Origin of the sequence: Allobosea sp. (assembly GCF_030695125.1) — a bacterium.
Taxonomy (GTDB): Bacteria; Pseudomonadota; Alphaproteobacteria; order Rhizobiales; family Beijerinckiaceae; genus Allobosea.
In genome coordinates this window covers 191,114-210,556 of sequence record NZ_JAUYTP010000008.1, presented here as the reverse complement: position 1 = coordinate 210,556, position 19,443 = coordinate 191,114, and the positions used below count along the sequence as shown (strand labels likewise).

Below are 19,443 nucleotides of genomic sequence, written 5' to 3'. Positions count from 1 at the left end.
CTCGCGCAAGATTACCCGCAGACGTCGGCACAAGCGAGCGGCGGGCGCCCCGGCGCCCCGGCCCGTACCGGTTTCGCTCAGTGACCGGCCAGGGCGAGATCGGAGAGCATCCGATCAATGACCGCATTGCCGAAGCCGCGGCGCTGCAGCCAGAGGCGTGGATCGGCTGCGAAAGCCGGGTGATGCACGCGCAGCCCGGCCAGAGCCTCAGCCTTGTCGTCGGCCGCGCCCTTGTCGGCCGCCATCAAAGCGCGCCCCAGCAGCGCATAGGGATGCGAACTGACGCCCAGAAACTCGCCGTAACCGCGCGCCAGCTTGCGCGCTCCGAGCAGATGGGCACCCAGCATCGCGAAGAAGTCATAGGAAGGCGGACGCCCGATGCTGACCTCGATCGCCTTTTCCACCAGCGGCAGCCCTTCGGCGGGCCGGTTGAGCTGGATGTAGCGCGCGCCAAGCGTGGCGATGACGTCCGAGTCGTTGGGGTTGCGCGCCATGGCCTGCCGCCCGGCCTTGAGCGCCTCCTCGGTGGCGCCGCGTGCAAAAAGTGCGATCATCAGCACCTGCTGGGCGCGCGCGCTCGACGGCGCCAGCCGGACGGCGGTCAGCGCCTCCGACAAGGCGCGCTCGAGTGGCGGTTCCGGCAGGGCGTTGAAGCCGAAATTGTATTCGAACAGGCTCAGGAAGCTGAGCTGCGCCCATGCCGGATAGAATGTCGGATCGCGCCGGATCAGGGCCAGGAGACAGGTGCGGGCCGCGAGATGGTCCGCCTGCGCCATCATGCGCCGGAAATCGATGGCCCTGTAGATGCACGGCATCGGCCCCGGACCGGGATTTTGGCGAATGTCGGCGTGAATGATGCCGAACGGCTCGGCCAGCCGGGTCGCCAGCCGGCGCGCGACTATCGCCAGTTCGGGGTCTTCCGACCGCAGGGGTCGCGTCGACGACGCCGACCAGACGATGCGGCCGTCGCGGACGGACCGCAGCCGGCCGAAGCTTTCCATCGTCCCTTCGATCACCTGCCCGCTCATCTCGAAGACATAGTCCGCCTCGGTGGGCAGCGCCTGGCCGGCTGACGGCATCTTGACGGTCACAAGGTCGTCGAAGCGGGAGAGCGCATCGACGAGAAAATTGGAAAACCGGCGCGCCAGAAATGCGAGCTTCGGATCGTCCGGATATTCTGGAATCGCGAGGGCGACGACCGTCGGCTCGAGCGGCCGGGCATCCGGCACGGTGGCGTCGCCGGCCGCCGCAGACCCCGATGCCGGCAGGGCCGCCACGCCCACGCCAACGCCCATCCCCATGCCCGTCTGGCGCTGGAACAACCCGCCATACCAGGCCGCCAGCGGGAGCAATGCGATGCAGAGGGCGAGGCCGGCCAGGATCGGCCAGCGCCGAGAGATCCGTCGCTCGACGACCGGTTCGGCGATGACGGCGGAAGACGAATGCCCGTCCGCCGCCTCGTGGGGCGGCTCCGCGGGAACCTCCGAAGCCTTGCTGTGCCAGCCGGATGCGTCGGCCGCGCGCATATCGAGTTGCTCGAAAGCCGGAACATAGGCCCCGACCGGAATCGTCATGCGCACCGGATCGGCGATGCCCTCGCCCGCATAGTATTGAGCCAGCGCCCTTCGCAGGCGGCCGGCCTCGACGCGCACGATCGGATCGGACTGCGGATCGAAGTCGGCGGAGCGGCCGAACGCCTCGACGGCGATCGTATAGCCCTTCAGTTCCGCAGCCCGCCCGGCGACGGCCCGCTCCACGATGAACGCCAGAAATGCCGAAAGTTGCGGTGCGGCGCGAAAGGCATCGGACGCGAGAACGCGCGCGAGCGCCGCTCGGATCACCGCGGCAGGCTCGCCGTTCAGCCGTTCTGCTCCAATATCGAAATCGCTCATCGGGGTCCGGTTCAGTTTACACCCCTTTTTTCCGCTTAATGCAAAAGCGACGACACGTCACCTCACGCCGCGCGATACGCCGCCGCTCTCCCGGCGGCGCAGGGATGCCGTGTCCTGACCGCAATTTACAGCCCGGATCGTGCTGTTAGGTTGAGGGATAATGAATCACAGGATCGCCCGATGACCGCAGCCACCTCCCCGATCGCGACCCCCAACGATCTCGATGCGTTCTGGATGCCGTTCACGGCCAACCGCGCTTTCAAGAAGAACCCGCGGATGATCGCGCGGGCCGAGGGGATGTACTACTACACTCCCGAGGGCAAGCCGGTGATGGACGGCACGGCGGGCCTGTGGTGCTGCAACGCCGGGCACAAGCGCCGGCCGATTATCGAGGCGATCCAGGCCCAGGCCGAGGAGCTCGATTTCGCCCCGAATTTCCAGTTCGGCCATCCGAAGGTCTTCGCGGCCGCAGCCCGCATCGCGGCGCTGGCGCCGGGCGATCTCGACCATGTCTTCTTCGCCGGCTCTGGCTCGGAAGCCGCCGATACGGCGCTCAAGATCGCGATCGCCTACTGGAACGTGACCGGCAAGGGTTCGAAGACCCGGCTGATCGGGCGCGAGCGCGGCTATCACGGCGTCGGCTTCGGCGGCATCTCGGTCGGCGGCATCGTCTCCAACCGCAAGTTCTTCGGCTCGCTGCTGGCGGGCTCCGATCACATGCCCGCGACCTATGACCGCGAGAAGCAGCGCTTCACCAAGGGCGAGCCGGACTATGGCGCGCATTTCGCCGACGAGCTGGAGCGGATCGTCACCCTGCACGACGCCTCGACCATCGCGGCGGTGATGGTGGAACCGATGGCGGGCTCGACCGGCGTGCTGCCGCCGCCCAAGGGCTATCTCCAGCGCCTGCGCGAGATCTGCACGAAGCACGGCATCCTGCTGATCTTCGACGAGGTCATCTCCGGTTTCGGGCGGCTCGGCTTCGCCTTTGCGGCCGAGCGCTACGGCGTCATCCCCGACATGATCACCTTCGCCAAGGGCGTGACCTCGGGCACCGTGCCGATGGGCGGCGTGATCGTGCGCAAGCCGATCTTCGACGCCTTCATGAACGGCCCCGACAATGCGATCGAGCTGTTCCACGGCTACACCTATTCGGGCCACCCGCTGGCGGCCGCCGCCGCGCTGGCGACGCTCGATGTCTATCGCGACGAAGGGCTGTTCGAGCGGGCGAAGTCGCTGGAGCCGCTCTGGGCCGATGCGGTGATGGAGCTCAAGGAAGAGCCCAACGTGCTCGACATCCGCACGCTCGGGCTCGTCGCCGGCATCGACCTGGCCTCGCGCCCCGAGGGCGTCGGCAAGCGCGGCTATGCGGCGATGGAGCACGCCTTCCACGAGGAGGGCCTGATGATCCGCATCACCGGCGACACGATCGCGCTCACCCCGCCGCTGATCGTGACCGAAGACCAGATCGGCGAGATCGTCGAGAAGACGCGCCGGGTGATAAGGGCGGTCGCCAACTGAACCAATCGGCCTCGTCCCTTTCCGGTGGCGAGGCCCTTGCGGTCAATAGTGATAGCGGCACTGCGCGATTTCGAGCCGGTCCTCGATGACGCGATAAACCAGACGGTGCTCGTCGGTGATGCGACGAGACCACCAGCCTGACCGGTCATGCCTGAGCGGCTCGGGCTTGCCGCTTCCTGTGAACGGAGTCCTCGCCGTCTCGTTGATCAGGCGATTCAGTTTGGACAGCAGCTTTCGATCGGTGGCTTGCCAGTCCTGATAGTCGGCCCAGCCGTCCTTGAGAAAATGAACGGTCAAGGCCATCGGCAGCTATTCGGCTGCCTGGCTGGTGGCTGCGATGGGTCGGAAAACGCCGGCCTGCTCATCGAACTCCACGGCGACGAGCCCCTCGCCGCGCTCCGCCTCTGCAATAGCCTTGTCGAGGCGTTTGGCGTTCGCAGGGCTCGCATTCAGATAGCGCGTCTCCTCATAGGAGCCGAAATCCTCGAGCGAGAGCAGCACCGCCGTCTTGCCGTTGGCGCGGGTGACGATGACCGGGTCATGATCATCCGCCGCCTGATCCATGATCTTGGCGAGGTTGGCGCGCAGATGGGAGTAGGTCACGACCTTCATAGGCGGCTTGTACCAGATATGGCACAACCTGGCTAGGAGATCGGTCAGCCCCGCCCCCGCTTCCCGTACCGCGCCACCACCCGCTCGCGCTTGAGCCGCGAGAGGCGTTGCAGCCAGAACATGCCGTCGAGCTGGTCGATTTCGTGCTGGTGGCAGGTCGCGAGGAAGCCTTCGGCCTCTTCTTCATGGGCAACGCCGTCGAGATCGCGCCAGCTCACGCGGACTTTCGCCGGCCGCTCGATCTCCTCTGTGACGCCGGGCATCGAGACGCTGCCTTCGGTGGCGCGGGCGGTGTCCGGCGAGGCCCAGAGGATCTGCGGATTGACGTAAGTGCGGACGTCGCCGGGCGTCAACTCCAGCACGACGAGGCGCAGGGGCACGCCGACATGGGCCGCGGTGATGCCGACGCCGGGCGCGGCGCGCATCGTCTCCAGCAGATCGGCGGCGAGCTGCCGCAGATCGGCGTCGAAGCGCTCGACCGGCTCCGCGACCGCGCGCAGGCGCGGATCGGGGAACCGGAGGATCGGCAGGATCACGACCGCCGCCTCAGGCGGCGGCTTTGGCCGCCGCTGCGCCGTAATAGCTCTCGCCGGTCTTGGCCATGCGCTTGAGCTGGCGGTTGGGCTTGAAGCGCTCGCCATGCTTCTTGGCGAGACCCTCGCAGAGCTTCACGAAGGCGGCCGCGCCCATATTGTCGATGAAGGACAGCGTGCCGCCCGAATAGGGAGCAAAGCCGAAGCCGATGATCGAGCCGACATCGGCCTCGCGCGGGTCGGTGACGACGCCCTCCTCATAGGTGCGCGCGGCCTCCAGCGCCTGCGTCACCAGCAGGCGGTGCTGCAACTCCTGCATGTCGACCTGTTCCGGCGCCAGACGCTTGCCGACCAGATCGGCCAGCCCCGGCCAGAGGCGCTTGGGCCCGGCTTCCGGATAGTCGTAGAAGCCCTTCTTGTTCTTGCGGCCGAGGCGGCCGTGCTTCTCGACCATGTCGGAGAGCAGCTTCTCCTGCGCAGGATCGACGGCGCCCTCGCCGAGCTGGGCCTTGGTCGCCTTCAACACCTTGAAGGCGAGATCGACAGCGACCTCGTCATTGAGCGAGAGCGGGCCGACCGGCATGCCGGCCTGCTTGCCGGCCTGCTCGATCATGGCCGGCGGCACGCCCTCCATCAGCATGAGATGGCCTTCGCGCAGATAGTTGCCGACGCAGCGGTTGGCATAGAAGCCGCGCGTGTCGTTGACGACGATCGGCGTTTTCTTGATGGCGCGGACGAAGTCGAGCGCCATGGCGAGCGCCTTCTTGCCGGTCTTCTTGGCCATGATGACCTCGACCAGCAGCATCTTCTCGACCGGCGAGAAGAAATGGATGCCGATGAAGTTCTGCGGCCGCTGGCTCGTGGTGGCGAGGCCGGTGATCGGGAGCGTTGAGGTGTTGGAACCGAAGATGGTCTTGGGGCCGACCGCCGCCTCGACCTTCGCGATCACCTCGGCCTTGACCTTGGGATCCTCGAACACGGCCTCGACGACGAGGTCGCAACCCTTCAGCGCCGCATAGTCGGCGGTGGCGGTGATGCGCCCGAGCAGCGCGTCGCGGTCGGCGGTCTTGGCGCGGCCCTTCATGATCTGGTCGGAGACCAGCTTGTGCGAATAGGCCTTGCCCTTGTCGGCGGCCTCCTGGTCGCGGTCGACCAGCACGACCTCGAGGCCGGCCTGCGCGGTGACATAGGCAATGCCGGCGCCCATGAAGCCGGCGCCGACGACGCCGACCTTCTTGAGCTTCGAGGGCGGCACATCGGCCGGGCGGCGCGCGCCCTTGTTCAGCTCCTGCATCGAGACGAAGAGCGAGCGGATCATCGAGGCCGCCTCCTTCGTCCTGAGTATCTTGGCGAAGTAGCGGCTCTCGACCTTCAGCCCGAGATCGATCGGGAGTTGCAGGCCCTCATAGACCGCCGAGAGGATGGCGCGGGCGGCCGGGTAGTTGTCGTTGGTCTCGCGGCGGTAGATCGCATTGGCGGGCGGCCAGATCTGCATGCCGGCCGGCGAATGGACCTTGTTGGAGGGCAGCTTGAAGCCCTTCTGGTCCCAGGGCGCGGTCGCGGTCGGGTTGGCCCTGAGCCACTCCTTGGCGTTGGCCACGAGCTGATCGCGCGGGACGACGGCATGGACGAGGCCGGTGTTGCGCGCGGGCAGCGCCTTCACCTGCTCGCCCTTGAACATCATCTGCAGGGCGTCGCCGGTCTGCATCAGCCGGGCGACACGCTGGGTGCCGCCGGCGCCGGGGAACAGCCCGACCTTGATCTCGGGCAGGCCGACGCGGGTCGCGGCATCGTCCGAGACGACGCGGTACTGGCAGGCGAGCGCGAGTTCGAAGGCGCCGCCGAGGCAGACACCGTGGATGGCGGCGGCGAAGGGTTTCCCGCAGGTCTCGAGCTTGCGGTAGAGCAGCGAAAGCTTGCGGCTCTCGTCGAAGAAGGACTGCATCGCGACGGGCTCGCCCTTCTCCTTCGTCAGGCGAATGTAGAGGTCGCGCAGGCCCTGCAGCATGGTCAGGTCGGCGCCTCCGGAGAAGGCCTCCTTGCCGGAGGTGATGACGCAGCCCTTGATCGCCTCGGTCGAAGCGACCGTGTCGATGATCTGGTCGATCTCGGCCATCAGCTCGGGCGTGATGACGTTCATCGAGCGGCCCGGCATGTCCCAGGTCGCGGTGGCGATGCCGTCGGAATCGGTCTCGAAGCGGAAATTGGTGAGGTTCATGGGTGGTCCCTCCGGGGTCCTTGGCGGGAAGCGTTCTGAATGAGGCGCTTCCCCTCCCCCTTGGGGGGAGGGGAGAGGGGTGGGGGTCGCGCCGCTCGGCGATCGCTCACCAGGCGGCACCACCCCCATCCCCGGCCCTTCCCCACAAGGGGGAAGGGAGGGAGGTTCACACCCGCTCGATGATGGTGGCGACGCCCATGCCGGCGGCGACGCAGAGCGTCACCAGGGCGGTGTTCTTGTCCGTGCGCTCCAGCTCGTCGAGCACGGTGCCCAAGATCATCGCGCCGGTGGCGCCAAGCGGATGGCCCTTGGCGATGGCGCCGCCGTTGACGTTCAGGATGTCGTCATCGATGTCGAAGGCCTGCTGGAAGCGCAGCACGACCGAGGAGAAGGCCTCGTTCAGCTCGAACAGGTCGATGTCCCTGGTGGTCATGCCGGCCTTGCGCAGCACGAGCTCGGTGACGTCGACCGGGCCGGTCAGCATCAGCGCGAGATCGGAGCCGACGGTGGCGAAGGCGCGGATGCGGGCGCGCGGCTTCAGGCCAGTCGCCCGGCCAGCCTTCTTCGAGCCGACCAGAACGGCGGCTGCACCATCGACGATGCCCGAGGAATTGCCGGCATGGTGGACGTGGTTGACGAACTCGACATCCGGGTGGGCCGCGGTCGCGACCGCGTCGAACCCGCCCATCTCGCCCATCTGGACGAAGGAGGCCTTCAGCGCGGCGAGTGCCTGCATGTCGGTGCCCGGCCGGATGGTCTCGTCGCGGGCAAGGATCGTCAGGCCGTTGACGTCGGTGACCGGGATCACCGAGTTCTTGAAGCGCCCGGCCTCCCAGGCGGCGTGGGCGCGCTTGTGCGAGCGCACGGCATAGGCGTCGACATCATCGCGCGAGAAGCCGTATTTCGTCGCGATCAGGTCGGCCGAGATGCCCTGGGGCATGAAGTACGTGTCGATGGCGACGGAGGGGTCGACCGCGATGCCGAAGCCAGACGCGCCCATGCCGACGCGGCTCATGCTCTCGACGCCGCCGCCGATCGCCATCTCCTTCTGGCCCGACATCACCTGCGCCGCAGCGAGGTTCACCGCATCCAGCCCCGAGGCGCAGAAGCGGTTGATCTGGATGCCCGGGACCTCCTTGCCGTAGCCGGCCTTGAGGGCGACCGTGCGGGCGATGTCGGCGCCAGCCTCGCCGACCGGATCGACGCAGCCGAAGACGACGTCCTCGACGAGCTTGGTGTCGAGGTCGTTGCGGTCGCGGAGCGCGCGCAGCGTCGTCGTGCCGAGCTCGATCGCGGTGACCTCGTGCAGCGAGCCGTCGGCCTTGCCCTTGCCGCGCGGCGTGCGGACATGGTCGTAGATGAATGCGTCTGCCATCAGGGCCTCCCGGGCTCGTTTTCTTAGCGTGATCTCTAGCCGTCATTGCGAGCGGAGCGAAGCAATCCAGAGCCGCGTGCTCCACGTCCCCTGGATTGCTTCGCTGCGCTCGCAATGACGTGCAGGACTCAGAACTGCTCCGCGCTCAGCGCCATCGTCGAATCCGCGCCGCTGGTGATCCGCGCCAGATGCGCCGCCGTCTCGGGCAGGCTGCGCTCCATGAAGAATCGGGCCGTGACCAACTTGGTGTTCATGCGCTCGGTCGCGCCATTGGCACCGGCCTTGAGCTTGTCTTGCGCGACCCTGGCCATCTTGGCCCACATGTAACCGAGCGAGACGAGGCCGAGCAGGTGCATGTAGTCGGTCGCGCCGGCACCGGCATTGTCGGGCTTGGCGAGCGCGTTGTTCATGAACCACATCGTCGCCTGCTGGAGATGGCCGAGCGAGGCGGCCAGCGGCGCCAGCAGAGGCTTCAGCACCTCGTCCTCGCCGTTCTCCTTGATGAAGCCGCCGACCTCGTTGAAGAAGGCCATGATGGCGCGGCCGCCGTCGCGGCCGAGCTTGCGGCCGACGAGGTCCATCGCCTGCACGCCGTTGGCCCCCTCGTAGATCATGGCGATGCGGGCATCGCGCACGAACTGCTCCATGCCCCATTCGGCGATGTAGCCATGGCCGCCGAACATCTGCTGCGCCTTCACCGCATTGTCGAAGCCGACATCGGTCAGCACGCCCTTCAGCACCGGGGTCATCAGGCCGAGCTGATCGTCGGCGGCCTGGCGCTCGGCTTCGTCGCCCGAGCGGTGGGCGATGTCCGACTTCAGCGCGTTCCAGAGCACGAAGGCGCGGGCCGCCTCGTTGAAGGCCTTGATCGACATCAGCGTGCGGCGCACGTCGGGGTGGACGATGATCGGATCGGCGGCCTTGTCCGGGCTCTTCGCGCCGGTCAGCGAGCGGCCCTGGATGCGGTCCTTGGCGTAGGCGACAGCGTTCTGATAGGCGACCTCGGACTGGGCCAGACCCTGGATCGCGACGCCGAGCCTCGCCTCGTTCATCATCACAAACATGGCGTTGAGGCCCTTGTTCTCCGTGCCGATGAGCCAGCCCTTCGCCCCGTCATAGTTCATGACGCAGGTGGCGTTGGCGTGAATGCCCATCTTGTGCTCGATCGAGCCGCAGGAGACGTGGTTGTTCTCTCCCACCGCGCCGTCCGCGCCGATCGCATTGCGCGGCACGACGAAGAGCGAGATGCCCTTGACGCCAGCCGGCGCGCCTTCGATGCGGGCCAGCACGAGGTGGATGATGTTCTCGGTGATGTCCTGCTCGCCGGCCGAGATGAAGATCTTGGTGCCGGTGATAGAATAGGAGCCATCGCCATTGGGAACGGCCTTGGTCTTGATCAGCCCGAGATCGGTGCCGCAATGCGGCTCGGTCAGGTTCATCGTGCCCGACCACACGCCCTCGATCATCTTGGGCAGATAGGTGCGCTTCTGCTCGTCCGAGCCGTGGACGTTGAGCGCGGCGATCGCGCCCATGGTCAGGCCGGGATACATGGCGAAGGCCATGTTCGCCGAGGAGGCGAACTCGTTCATGACGGCGCCCAGCGTGTAGGGCAGGCCCTGGCCGCCATACTCCGGCTCCATCGCCAGCCCGATCCAGCCGCCCTGAGCATAGGCCTCGTGAGCCGCCTTGAAGCCCTTGGGCGTGGCGACGCGGCCATCCGCGTGGCGGGTGCAGCCCTCCTGGTCGCCCGAAAGGTTCAGCGGCTGGAGAACCTCCTCGCAGAGCTTGGCTCCCTCGCCCAGCACGGCCTCGACCACGTCGGGCGTGGCATCGGCGAAACCCGGAAGGTTGTTGTAGCGCTCGATGGCGAAAACGTCGTTCAGCAGAAACAGCGTGTCTTCGACGGGTGCCTTGTAAACCGGCATGGCGTTCCTCCCTAGCGTCGCGGGTTGGCCACATGGAGGCAACCCGATAGTTCACATATAAACTATCCTTGCGCCTTTGGCAAAGGGTGCCGCCGGATTTTCCGACCGATCCCGCAGAGAGACGGAGCGAGACGGCGCTGCCGGCACGGTAACGCAAAACGCCCCGGCTGAAAGCCGGGGCGTTTGCAGACACGCTCGAAACGGACGCAGGACGCGCCGGCCTCAGCCCTTGTCGAAGCGAGCCGCCGAGGCTTCGAGTTCGGCGATCGCGCTTTCGATCTCGATGCGCTGGGCGCGCAGCATGTCGAGCTGTTCGATGACCTGCTCGCGGCTGAGTTGGAGACCGCCGACGGACGCCGCACCGGCCTCGCCGCCCTTCTTCTCCTCATTGGCGAGCATGGCGCGGATCTCGACCAGCGTGAAGCCGAGCTGCTTGCCCTTGAGGATCAGCGCGAGCCGGGCGCGGTCGCGGCCGGAATAGATTCGCGTCAAGCCGGAGCGCGCCGGCGCGATCAGGCCGCGCGACTCATAGAAGCGCAGGGTGCGCAGGGTCACGCCGAAATCGCGGGCGAGATCGCTGATGGTGAAACCGCCCACCGAGTCCGTCTCGGTCTGGCTCGAGGTGTTCATACGGCCGTCATGTGTCGGAGCGGCCGCCAGAGCAGAGCTATGGCGTGGCATTCGGCATCAATCCTTGATTAGGGGATAACGCACGCACCGCAGAAGAGGCGACGGCGCATTGCTTGATCCCTTGGTACGGCAGGCGACACCCTCGCGTTAGGTAATGTGCCGCTTACCTCAGGTAAGTTACCGTTATCAGCGGGCCGTCTCCTGTTCCAGAGGCTCGTTTCGTTTCCAGAAAATTAACCGCCGCCGGGCGAATTTTAACCGGCTGTTTACCACGACGGCGAAAAGGTCGGCCTTGCGGATCGGCGTCTGGCTTGCGGCAACGTAACCTTCAGATGTCGCCATCCGCAGGAAGACCGCGGCGTTCAGGGGCCTGCGCCTTCCTTCAATGAGGACCAAAGCCCCGAAGGCGAGCGTCACATGGCCACTAGCTTGCCCTGGAGCGTCAAGGGCGTCGATCCCCGCACCCGCGATGCCGCAAAGGCCGCCGCACGGCGCGCCGGCATGACGCTGGGCGAATGGCTCGACCACAAATTGCGCGACGAGGCGCCGTCCGAGGCAGCTCCACCCGAGCAGCTCGACATCGCGGCCCTCTCGGAGCGGCTCGCCAGGATATCCCAGGGGCAGATGGATACGGCGCCGCAGCACCCGCCCCAGGGTTTCGCCGACGGCCCCCGTGCCCGCACGCCGCGAGATCGACGCCGTGCTCGCCCAGGCGGCCAGCATCGAGAAGCTCACGCGCGAATCGAGCGCTCAGACCGCCGGTGCGCTCGATTCGATCGCGCGCTGGATCGAAACCGCCGAAAAGCGGATGAGCTCGGGCGAGCGGGCCGCGGCCGAACGCCAGGATCGCGCCACCAGCGTCATCGCCGACGCGATCAAGACCATGAGCGAGCGGCTCGCCGAGTTCGAGCGCCGTGCCAGCGAGCCCCCGCGCGCCGCCATGCGCGCCGAACCGGCACCCCGCCTCGCCTTCAGCCGCGATGGGCTGGCCGCCGCCGTCACCGATATCCGCACCCGCCAGCGCCTGCTCGATCAGGACGATGCGGCCGCGGTCCCCGCGCCCGCCATGGCCGAAAGCCGGATTTCGGCGCTGCGCGACGATCTGCGCCAGCTCAGCGCCCGCATCGCTCCCGTGGCTGCCCGCTCCGAACGCCCGGTGGCGCCCGTGCGCGCCGCTCCCGTCGAGCGCGAGCCGCAATTCGGCCAGATCGAGGCGATGATCGCCCAGCTCGGCTCCCGCCTCGACCGTCTCGACCCCCGCGATCGGCTCGAGCCGATCCTCAAGCCGCTGGCCCGGATCGAATCCGAGGTTGCTCGGCTCGCCCAGGATCGCTCAGGCGAGAGCTTCCAGCGCTTCGAGCTCGAGATCGGGCATCTCGCCGCCAAGGTGGATGCCCTCACCGCACGGGGCGGCGACCGCACGATGCTGGCGCCGCTGCAGCGCGACATCGCCGAACTGCGCGACATCCTGGCGACGAGCGGCAACGAGGCCCGCCTCGGCGAGCTGTCGCAGCAGGTTTCGGGCCTGTCCTTCGAGATCAGCCGGCTGCGGGACCATCAGCCCGACGGCCGCGAGCTGCATGGCCTGACGGCCGCCATCGACGACATTCGCGAAGCGATCCTGGCCGATCGCGGACCGGCGCGGCAGCGGGATCTCGAACCGCTTTCGGCGCTGTCGCGCCAGATCGAACATCTCGCCGGCAAGATCGATGCGCGCTCCGGCAGCCAGATCGAGGATCGCATCGACGCGCTGCAGGCGCGCATCGAGGCGCTGGCGGAAAAGGGCCCGACAGCGGTGACGCGCCAGATCGAGGCGCTCGCAGGCCGCATCGAGAATCTCGCCGCGTCGAGCAGCCTCGCCCATCTCGTCAGCGACGGGCAGACGCTTCCCGTCGCCCAGGTCGATCTCCGGCCGGTCGAGGAGATGCTGCGCAACCTCGCCGACAAGATCGACGAGGCCGGCCGGCCCGGCGCCGAAACCGGATCGTTCGACGCGCTCGAGCGGCAGATTTCCGGCCTGGCGGAGCGCCTCGACGCCGCCGCCGCGACCCGCTCCGCCGATAGCGGCATGGAGCGCACGCTGCAGGACCTTGTGACGCATCTGCGGACGCTGCGCGAGGACACCACCGAGGTGGCCGAGCGCGCGGCACGCGCCGCGATGGCGGACCATGCCGGCCAGGCGCAGCCGCCGCAAAGCGGCATTGCCGAGCTGAGCACGCTCGTCTCGGGTCTGCATGACAGCCAGGCCTCGACCGGACGCGAGACGCAGGACGCCATCGGCGCCGTCCACCAGACGCTGGAGACGATCATCTCGCGGCTGTCCAGCCTCGAAGCCGAGCTCGTCGCCGACCGGCAGGCCGCCGCCGCAGCCCCCGCCCGCACGCCGATGCCGCCCCGCGTGGCCGCCGCCGAGCGCGCCGCCGTCAAGCCGCCGGCCCTGCCCGCCGGCATGAGCCTGGCGATGGAAGACCGGATCGCGGCGCCCGAGCGCTCGTCCGCGGCCAAGGCCGAGCCGGTGACGGCACCCGCCGTCCACCCTGCGGCAACTCCCGTCGCGCCGGTCATGGCCAGTTCGCTCGACGTGCCGCTGGAGCCTGGCTCCGGCCGCCCGCGCGCCGACGCCGCGGCCCATGGCGGGCATGACCAGCAGTCGATCCGCCAGAATCTGATCGCCGCCGCCAGGCGCTCCGCCAAGGCGGCCACCGATGCGGCTGCGACCACGCCCGCCGCGGCGCCCGAAGCGGGCAAAACCGGCGGTCGGATCAAGGAAATCATCGAGAAGCGCAAACGTCCGCTGCTGCTGGGCCTCGCCGCGCTGGTCCTGGCGCTCGGCACGGCCCATCTCGTCTCGAACGCGCTGAAGGGCCCGCAGGTCGCCGCCACGGGCGAAGCGGTACAGAGCCCGATTGCGCCGAAGGATGACACGCCAGCCCAGCCGTCCGCTCAGCCTCCCGCCAAGGACCAGTCCTCGGCGCTGCAGCCGGCCGCGCCGCAGGCCACCGCGCTCGCCGCCGTCGCGCCGCCGGCAGCCGACATCACCGGCTCGACCTCGCAGGCGTCGCAGGCCACGCCTCAGACGGCCGCGCCCCTGGTGTCCGAGCCCGTCCAGTCCGTCACCGGTCTCGGCGAACTCCCCCCCGGCCTCGGCAGCCCGGGGCTGCGCAAGGCCGCGCTCGACGGCAATGCGGCGGCAGTCTTTGAACTGGCGAGCCGCGCCGCCGACGGTCCGGCCGCCTCGCGCGATCCCAAGGTGGCGCTCCGGCTGTTCGAGCGGGCGGCCGTGGCCGGGCTCGCCCCCGCCCAGTTCCGCCTCGGCAACATGTTCGAGAAGGGCATCGGCACCGCGCGCGATCTGTCGCTCGCCCGCGTCTGGTACACGCGCGCCGCCGAGCGCGGCAACGCCAAGGCGATGCACAACCTCGCGGTGCTGCATGCCGAAGGCGTCTCCGGCAAGCCGGACTATGCGGCCGCGACCGAGTGGTTCCGCCGCGCCGCCGAGCACGGCATCCGCGACAGCCAGTACAATCTCGCCGTGCTGCTCGGGCGCGGGCTCGGCGCCCCGACCGACCTCGCCCAGTCCTATCTCTGGTTTGCGGTGGCCGCGAGCCAGGGCGACGACGATGCCGGCCGCAAGCGCGACGAGGTTGGCCAGCGGCTGACCCCCAGCGACCTCGCCACGGTCAAGGCCGAGGCGGCGGGCTGGCGACCCAAGCCGAGCGACGCCGCCGCCAACGAGGTGACCCCGCCCGCCAAGGGCTGGGACGAAAGCCCCACCGCAGCCGCGAAGAAGCCCGCCAAGCCGGCCCGGACCTGAAGGACCGGCCCTGGCGTACGACAAACCCGGCGCCAGGCCGGGTCGTCATGGTTTCGACGCGTTGGCGGGTCATCAGGGCGGTGCGACGTGCTTTCCCGCCCCGCCGCGACGCCATGCCCGCATGAGCATCTTGCCTTAACCGGATCGATGCATAGTCGCGACGATGGGTGGGCGCCCGTCGCCCGGTGCGTCGTGGCTTGAGGACCAGAGGTGCAGATCTATCTTCCGATCGCCGAATTGCCGATCAGCATCCTCACGGTGCTCGGCCTGAGCGGCGCGGTCGGTTTCATCTCGGGCCTGTTTGGTGTCGGCGGCGGATTCCTGCTGACGCCCCTGCTGATCTTCCTCGACATTCCGCCGGCGGTTGCGGTCGCCACCGTCGCCGCCCAGGTCGCCGGTTCCTCGACCACGGGCGTGCTGACCTACTGGCGCAGGCGCGCGCTCGATTTCAAACTCGGCACGATCCTGGTGATGGGCGGCATCCTGGGCACATTGCTCGGCGTGCTGTTCTTCAATTCGATGCGACGGCTCGGCCAGCTCGAACTCGTCATCACCCTGTCCTATGTCACGCTGTTCACGATCATCGGCGGGCTGATGCTGTATGACGCGCTGCGGGCGATGATGCGGGTGCGGGCCGGCAAGCCGGCGCGCCTGCGGCGCCGGGCGGGCACTCACCCCTGGTGGATGGGCCTGCCCTGGCGGATGCGGTTTCCCCATTCGCAGCTTTATTGCAGCGTAATCCCGATCGCTTCGCTGGCCATCGTGATCGGCTTCATCGGCGCGGTTCTGGGCGTCGGCGGCGGCTTCATCCTCGTCCCCGCCTTGATCTATTTCTTCCGGATCCCCACTGCGATCGTGGTCGGGACTTCGCTGTTCCAGATCCTGATGACGATGACGGGCGCGACGCTGCTGCATGCGTTGACCAACCAGTCGGTCGACATCGTCCTGGCGATCCTGCTGCTGCTGGGCGGCGTCATCGGGGCGCAGTTCGGCGGACGGGCGGCGCGCAATCTCAATGTCGAATCCTTCCGGCTGCTGCTGGCGCTGCTGATCCTCTCGGTGGGGCTGCGCTTTGCCATCGAGCTGTTCATTCCCCCGAGCGAGCCGTTCTCGGTCGTGTCCACGGAGGGCGGGCGATGAGCCGGGCCCTGGCCCTCGTCGCGATGCTGGTGGTGACGCTCTGCGCGGCCGCCCCGCTGCGGGCCGAGACGCTGATCGCGGCGATGTCGAGCCACCAGATCCAGATCACCTCCAATTACACCGGCAGCCAGCTCACCGTCTTCGGGGTGGTCGAGCGGGATGGGCGAACCGTCGCCCGCGGCGACCCTTACGACATCGTCGTCACCGTCCGCGGGCCGCGCCGCATGCTGCTGGTGCGCGAGAAGGAGAGGCTGGGGCCGATCTGGATCAACCGGACGCAGCGGCGTTTTCCCGACAGCTCGCTGTTCCTGACGGTGGCGAGCAACCGCCCCTTGAGCGAGATCATCAGCCCGGAGACGGCGCAGCGCGAGCGCATCGGCCTGGAGCACGCCCAACGGCCGCGGGATGCGGCGCTCGATCTCGATGTGACGACGGCCCGGTTCCAGGAGGGCCTGATCCGCATCCTGGCCGACAAGGGGCTCTATACGGAGGAAGACCGCGGCGTCACCTTCCTGTCGAGCACGGTCTTCAGCGCCCCCATCAACGTGCCGGCGACGGCGCCGACCGGTCCCTATGAGATCGACATCGTGCTCTATGCCGGCGGCGTGCCGCTCGCCCGCCAGACCACCCATTTCGAGGTCGTGAAGAGCGGCATGGAACAGCGGCTCGCGGCCGGTGCGCATGATCTGCCGCTGGTCTACGGGCTCGTCACGGTGCTGATGGCGCTGCTGCTGGGCTGGCTCGCCAGCGTCGTGTTCCGGCGCGACTGACAAGGCCGCGCCTTCGGGCGCGGCGAGGCCGGCCTGCCGGGCTCAGCCGACCAGCAGCTCATAGGCAAGGAAGGGCACGACCGCGCCCTCCCCGATCACCGTCAGATCCTCGGCGAGCTCGACCAGCCCGTCCGTACGGGTGAGCGAGGTCAGGACGCCCGCGCCATCCTGGGGGTGCTTGCGGGCGACCATCACGCCGTCGGCGCCGGCATCCAGCGAGACGCGGACATATTCGCGCCGCCCCTCCTTCTTGCGGTAGGCGAAGCCGAGCCGCACCGGCAGGGCCATGGGTCTGGCATAGGGCGTGCCGGCCAGTCGCGCGATCAGCGCCCGCGCCACGAAGGCGAAGGTGACGAAGACCGCGACCGGATTGCCGGGAAGGCCAATGAAAGGCGTGGTGCCGATACGCCCCAACGCCACGGGGCGACCCGGCTTGATGCCGATGCGCCAGAAGTCGAGCTCACCGACCTGCTCGACCGCCGCCTTGACATGGTCTTCCTCGCCGGTCGAAACGCCGCCCGAGGTCAGCACCAGATCGCAGCCGCGCGCGGCTTCGGCGAGGCGCATAGCGAGGCTGCCGCGCTCGTCGCGCAGGATGCCGAGATCGACGACCTCAGCCCCGGCCCGCGCCACCATGGACCGCAGCAGGGCGCGGTTGGCGTCGTAGATCGCGGCCGGCGCCAGCGGCAAGCCCGGCTCGGTCAGTTCATCGCCGGTCGAGAACACCGCGACCCGCGGCCGCCGCCGCACCGCAAGCTGTGTGAAGCCGAGCGCGGACAACAGGGCGAGGTCCTGCGGGCGCAGGCGCCGGCCCGCCGTCACGGCGATCGCGCCCTGCGCGATGTCCTCCCCGGCCGGGCGGGCATTGGCACTGCGCGCCAGGCCGGGCGGCAGGAGCGCGAAGCCGTCCTCCAGCCCGACATCCTCCTGCATGAAGACGGTGTCGGCAGCGGGCGGCAGCGGCGCGCCCGTGAAGACCCGGACCGCCACGCCTTGCGTCGTCACGCCACCGGCATCGGCCCCCGCTGCGACACGCCCTGCCACGGTCAGGCGCGTCGGCCCCGCGACGGCGAGATCGTCGAAGCGCACGGCGTAGCCATCGACGGCGGAATTGGCGAAGGGCGGCAGATCGAGCGGGGCCACCACGTCCCGGGCCAGGACACGGCCATCGGCCTCGGCCAGCGCCACGGTCTCCTCCCTGGCGACGGGCGCGACCAGCGCGGCGACGCGCTCGCCGGCCTGCTCCAGCGTCATCAGGGGCCCGAAGGCCTCGCTGTCGCGGCTCAGCTGGGCCATGGCGTGCTCATTCCTGCCGGGGGCCGCGCGCCAGGACGGCTGCGAGCGGCTGGGCGTGCTGCAAAATGATGTCAGCGACGCCCGCGACGTCGTCGATGTCGATCACCGGACGGCCCGCCTCGGGAAACCCGGTGTCGCTGGCGATGGCGACGATCGTCGCATCGCCGGGATGGAGCGGCGGCTTGCCGTTGGCGGAACGATGAATCTCGATCTTGAGATGGGGCTCGCGCTTGAAACCCTCGACGATGACGAGATCGACCGGAGACAGGCGGCCGAGGAGATCGTGAAGCCGGGCCTCGGGCTCAGCGCGCAATTCGCGCATCAGGGCCCAGCGCCGCTCGGAAGAGATCAGAACCTCGCGCGCACCCGCCTCCCGATGCGCATGGGAATCCTTGCCGGGCGTATCGAGGTCGAACGCGTGATGGGCGTGCTTGACGGTCGAGACCGAGATGCCGCGGCCGGCCAGCTCCGGGATGAGCCGGGTCAGCAGCGTGGTCTTGCCCGCACCGCTCCACCCCGCCAGACCGATCACACGCATCGCAAACCTTCGTCCATAAACAAAAACCGGGCGCTGCTGCGCCCGGTTGTCTTCGATCAGCCTGTGTTGCCGGTCAAGTCGTCTCGCCGGTCACCTTATCTTGCTGATCACCTTGTCTTGCTGGTCTTGCCGCCGTCACTCGGCCGGCTGGAGCCGCGGCCCGCCATTGACCTGGCCCTTCTGCAACTCGTCCTCGGCCCAGAGCGAATGATGCGCCTTGGCCCAGTTCAGGTCGACCTCGCCCGAACCCATGGCATCGAACGCGCCCTCCATACCGACCGAGCCGATGTAGATGTGGCCCAGCATCAGGGCGACCATCACGACCGACACGAGACCGTGGACGACGTTCCAGAACTGCAGGTTCAGGACGCCGCCCGCATAGAACGGGAACAGCAGGTAGAAGCCCGACACCGACAGGGCGGCGCCACCCAGCACGACGCTCCAGAACACCACCTTCTGGCCGCCGTTGAAGCGCTTGGCCGGAGGATGCCCCTTGCCGATGATGCCGCCGCCGGCCGCAAACCAGCGCAGGTCGAGCGCATCGGGGATGTTGTCCTTGACCCAGACGACGAACATCATCGCGACGCCGAGCATGAACGGCCAGGCGAGGAAGTTATGCGCCCATTTCGCCACCACCGAGATGTTGGTGAAGGCCTGGGGGCCGACCAGCGGCAGCAGCGCCATCTTGCCGAAAGTGACATTGAGTCCCGACAGCGCCAGCACGATGAAGCAACCCGCTGTCAGCCAGTGCATGAAGCGCTCGAAGGCGTTGAAGCGCGTCAGCGTCCGTCCGGCCGGCCCGGTCTCCATCGGGATGCGGCCCCGGATGAGGTAGAAGGCGGCCAGCACCAGCAGCGTGCCGAGTACCGAAATCACGGCCACGCGCAGCATCGTTCCCTGATGGAACTCACGCCATTCGCGGCCGGCTGGCCGCTGCAAGGTCGCGGCCTTCTGGTCGGGGATGGTGATGCGGCCCTGCAATTCCGCCGAAGAGTTGCCCTTCAGCGCGTCGAGGAACTGCTGCTCGCGCATGGCGTCGGCCGTCGGATTGACCTGCTGGGCCGAAGCGGGAACGGCGAGCGCCACCGCAAAGGTCAGCAGCAGGCCTGTTACCAGAAGGCGGATTTTGGCGCTGAAACGCATGAAGTAGTCCTCTCGCAAAAGCGCGGTACCATGAGC

Annotated in this window: 16 protein-coding genes; 4 read left to right on the top strand and 12 right to left on the bottom strand. The window is 68.3% G+C overall.

Annotated elements, in window-relative coordinates; all coding sequences use genetic code 11:
* Nucleotides 1–77 precede the first annotated feature (77 nt).
* The gene (locus Q8S38_RS02240) at nucleotides 78–1,892 is read right to left on the bottom strand and encodes a tetratricopeptide repeat protein (RefSeq protein ID WP_305678783.1); all 1,815 of its coding nucleotides are present in this window, start codon (nucleotides 1,890–1,892) and stop codon (nucleotides 78–80) included.
* 180 nt (nucleotides 1,893–2,072) lie between these two features.
* Here Q8S38_RS02240 and aptA point away from each other — a divergent pair, with 180 nt between their 5' ends.
* Nucleotides 2,073–3,413, top strand: a complete 1,341-nt coding sequence (gene aptA, locus Q8S38_RS02235; protein ID WP_305678782.1) for an omega-aminotransferase AptA — start codon at nucleotides 2,073–2,075, stop codon at nucleotides 3,411–3,413.
* A gap of 42 nt (nucleotides 3,414–3,455) precedes the next feature.
* On the opposite strand, the gene Q8S38_RS02230 is transcribed toward aptA, so the two are convergent.
* The 8 genes from Q8S38_RS02230 to Q8S38_RS02195 form a co-directional block, all read right to left on the bottom strand.
* Complete coding sequence (locus tag Q8S38_RS02230) at nucleotides 3,456–3,716, bottom strand: Txe/YoeB family addiction module toxin (RefSeq protein WP_305678781.1); 261 nt, start codon at nucleotides 3,714–3,716, stop codon at nucleotides 3,456–3,458.
* A 6-nt stretch (nucleotides 3,717–3,722) separates the two neighbouring features.
* Nucleotides 3,723–4,025 carry a type II toxin-antitoxin system Phd/YefM family antitoxin gene (locus Q8S38_RS02225; protein WP_305678780.1) on the bottom strand — a complete coding sequence of 101 codons (303 nt, stop codon included), beginning with the start codon at nucleotides 4,023–4,025 and terminating at the stop codon, nucleotides 3,723–3,725.
* Between the two features lie 44 nt (nucleotides 4,026–4,069).
* Nucleotides 4,070–4,561, bottom strand: a complete 492-nt coding sequence (locus Q8S38_RS02220; RefSeq protein ID WP_305678779.1) for a peptide deformylase — start codon at nucleotides 4,559–4,561, stop codon at nucleotides 4,070–4,072.
* Between the two features lie 10 nt (nucleotides 4,562–4,571).
* Entirely contained in the window at nucleotides 4,572–6,776 is a 2,205-nt protein-coding gene (locus Q8S38_RS02215; RefSeq protein WP_305678778.1) for an FAD-dependent oxidoreductase, read from the bottom strand.
* Nucleotides 6,777–6,942: 166 nt separating this feature from the next.
* Nucleotides 6,943–8,151 carry an acetyl-CoA C-acetyltransferase gene (locus tag Q8S38_RS02210; protein WP_305678777.1) on the bottom strand — a complete coding sequence of 403 codons (1,209 nt, stop codon included), beginning with the start codon at nucleotides 8,149–8,151 and terminating at the stop codon, nucleotides 6,943–6,945.
* 128 nt (nucleotides 8,152–8,279) lie between these two features.
* Nucleotides 8,280–10,076, bottom strand: coding sequence for an acyl-CoA dehydrogenase C-terminal domain-containing protein (locus tag Q8S38_RS02205; protein WP_305678776.1), 1,797 nt, complete (start codon nucleotides 10,074–10,076; stop codon nucleotides 8,280–8,282).
* A 222-nt stretch (nucleotides 10,077–10,298) separates the two neighbouring features.
* Nucleotides 10,299–10,706 (bottom strand): MerR family transcriptional regulator, encoded by a 408-nt coding sequence (locus Q8S38_RS02200; protein ID WP_305678775.1) that lies wholly within the window; start codon nucleotides 10,704–10,706, stop codon nucleotides 10,299–10,301.
* A gap of 186 nt (nucleotides 10,707–10,892) precedes the next feature.
* Nucleotides 10,893–11,429: a hypothetical protein gene (locus Q8S38_RS02195; protein ID WP_305678774.1), complete on the bottom strand. Its 537-nt coding sequence runs from the start codon at nucleotides 11,427–11,429 to the stop codon at nucleotides 10,893–10,895.
* On the opposite strand from Q8S38_RS02195, the gene Q8S38_RS02190 reads away from it, so the two are divergent.
* The 3 genes from Q8S38_RS02190 to Q8S38_RS02180 all read left to right on the top strand — a co-directional run bounded on the left by Q8S38_RS02190 (nucleotide 11,380) and on the right by Q8S38_RS02180 (nucleotide 16,430).
* Nucleotides 11,380–14,520: an SEL1-like repeat protein gene (locus tag Q8S38_RS02190; RefSeq protein WP_305678773.1), complete on the top strand. Its 3,141-nt coding sequence runs from the start codon at nucleotides 11,380–11,382 to the stop codon at nucleotides 14,518–14,520. The genes Q8S38_RS02195 and Q8S38_RS02190 overlap by 50 nt on opposite strands.
* Nucleotides 14,521–14,730: 210 nt before the next feature.
* Complete coding sequence (locus tag Q8S38_RS02185; protein ID WP_305678772.1) at nucleotides 14,731–15,660, top strand: sulfite exporter TauE/SafE family protein; 930 nt, start codon at nucleotides 14,731–14,733, stop codon at nucleotides 15,658–15,660.
* A complete protein-coding gene (locus Q8S38_RS02180) occupies nucleotides 15,657–16,430 on the top strand; it encodes a TIGR02186 family protein (protein ID WP_305678771.1) in 774 nt (257 codons plus the stop codon). Before Q8S38_RS02185 ends, Q8S38_RS02180 begins: the two co-directional genes overlap by 4 nt.
* Nucleotides 16,431–16,472: 42 nt before the next feature.
* Here the strand turns inward: Q8S38_RS02180 and Q8S38_RS02175 are convergent, their stop codons facing one another.
* The 3 genes from Q8S38_RS02175 to Q8S38_RS02165 all read right to left on the bottom strand — a co-directional run bounded on the left by Q8S38_RS02175 (nucleotide 16,473) and on the right by Q8S38_RS02165 (nucleotide 19,407).
* Complete coding sequence (locus tag Q8S38_RS02175; protein ID WP_305678770.1) at nucleotides 16,473–17,726, bottom strand: molybdopterin molybdotransferase MoeA; 1,254 nt, start codon at nucleotides 17,724–17,726, stop codon at nucleotides 16,473–16,475.
* Between the two features lie 7 nt (nucleotides 17,727–17,733).
* Nucleotides 17,734–18,264 carry a molybdopterin-guanine dinucleotide biosynthesis protein B gene (gene mobB / locus Q8S38_RS02170; protein ID WP_305678769.1) on the bottom strand — a complete coding sequence of 177 codons (531 nt, stop codon included), beginning with the start codon at nucleotides 18,262–18,264 and terminating at the stop codon, nucleotides 17,734–17,736.
* A 135-nt stretch (nucleotides 18,265–18,399) separates the two neighbouring features.
* Complete coding sequence (locus Q8S38_RS02165) at nucleotides 18,400–19,407, bottom strand: formate dehydrogenase subunit gamma (RefSeq protein WP_305678768.1); 1,008 nt, start codon at nucleotides 19,405–19,407, stop codon at nucleotides 18,400–18,402.
* Nucleotides 19,408–19,443 lie beyond the last annotated feature (36 nt).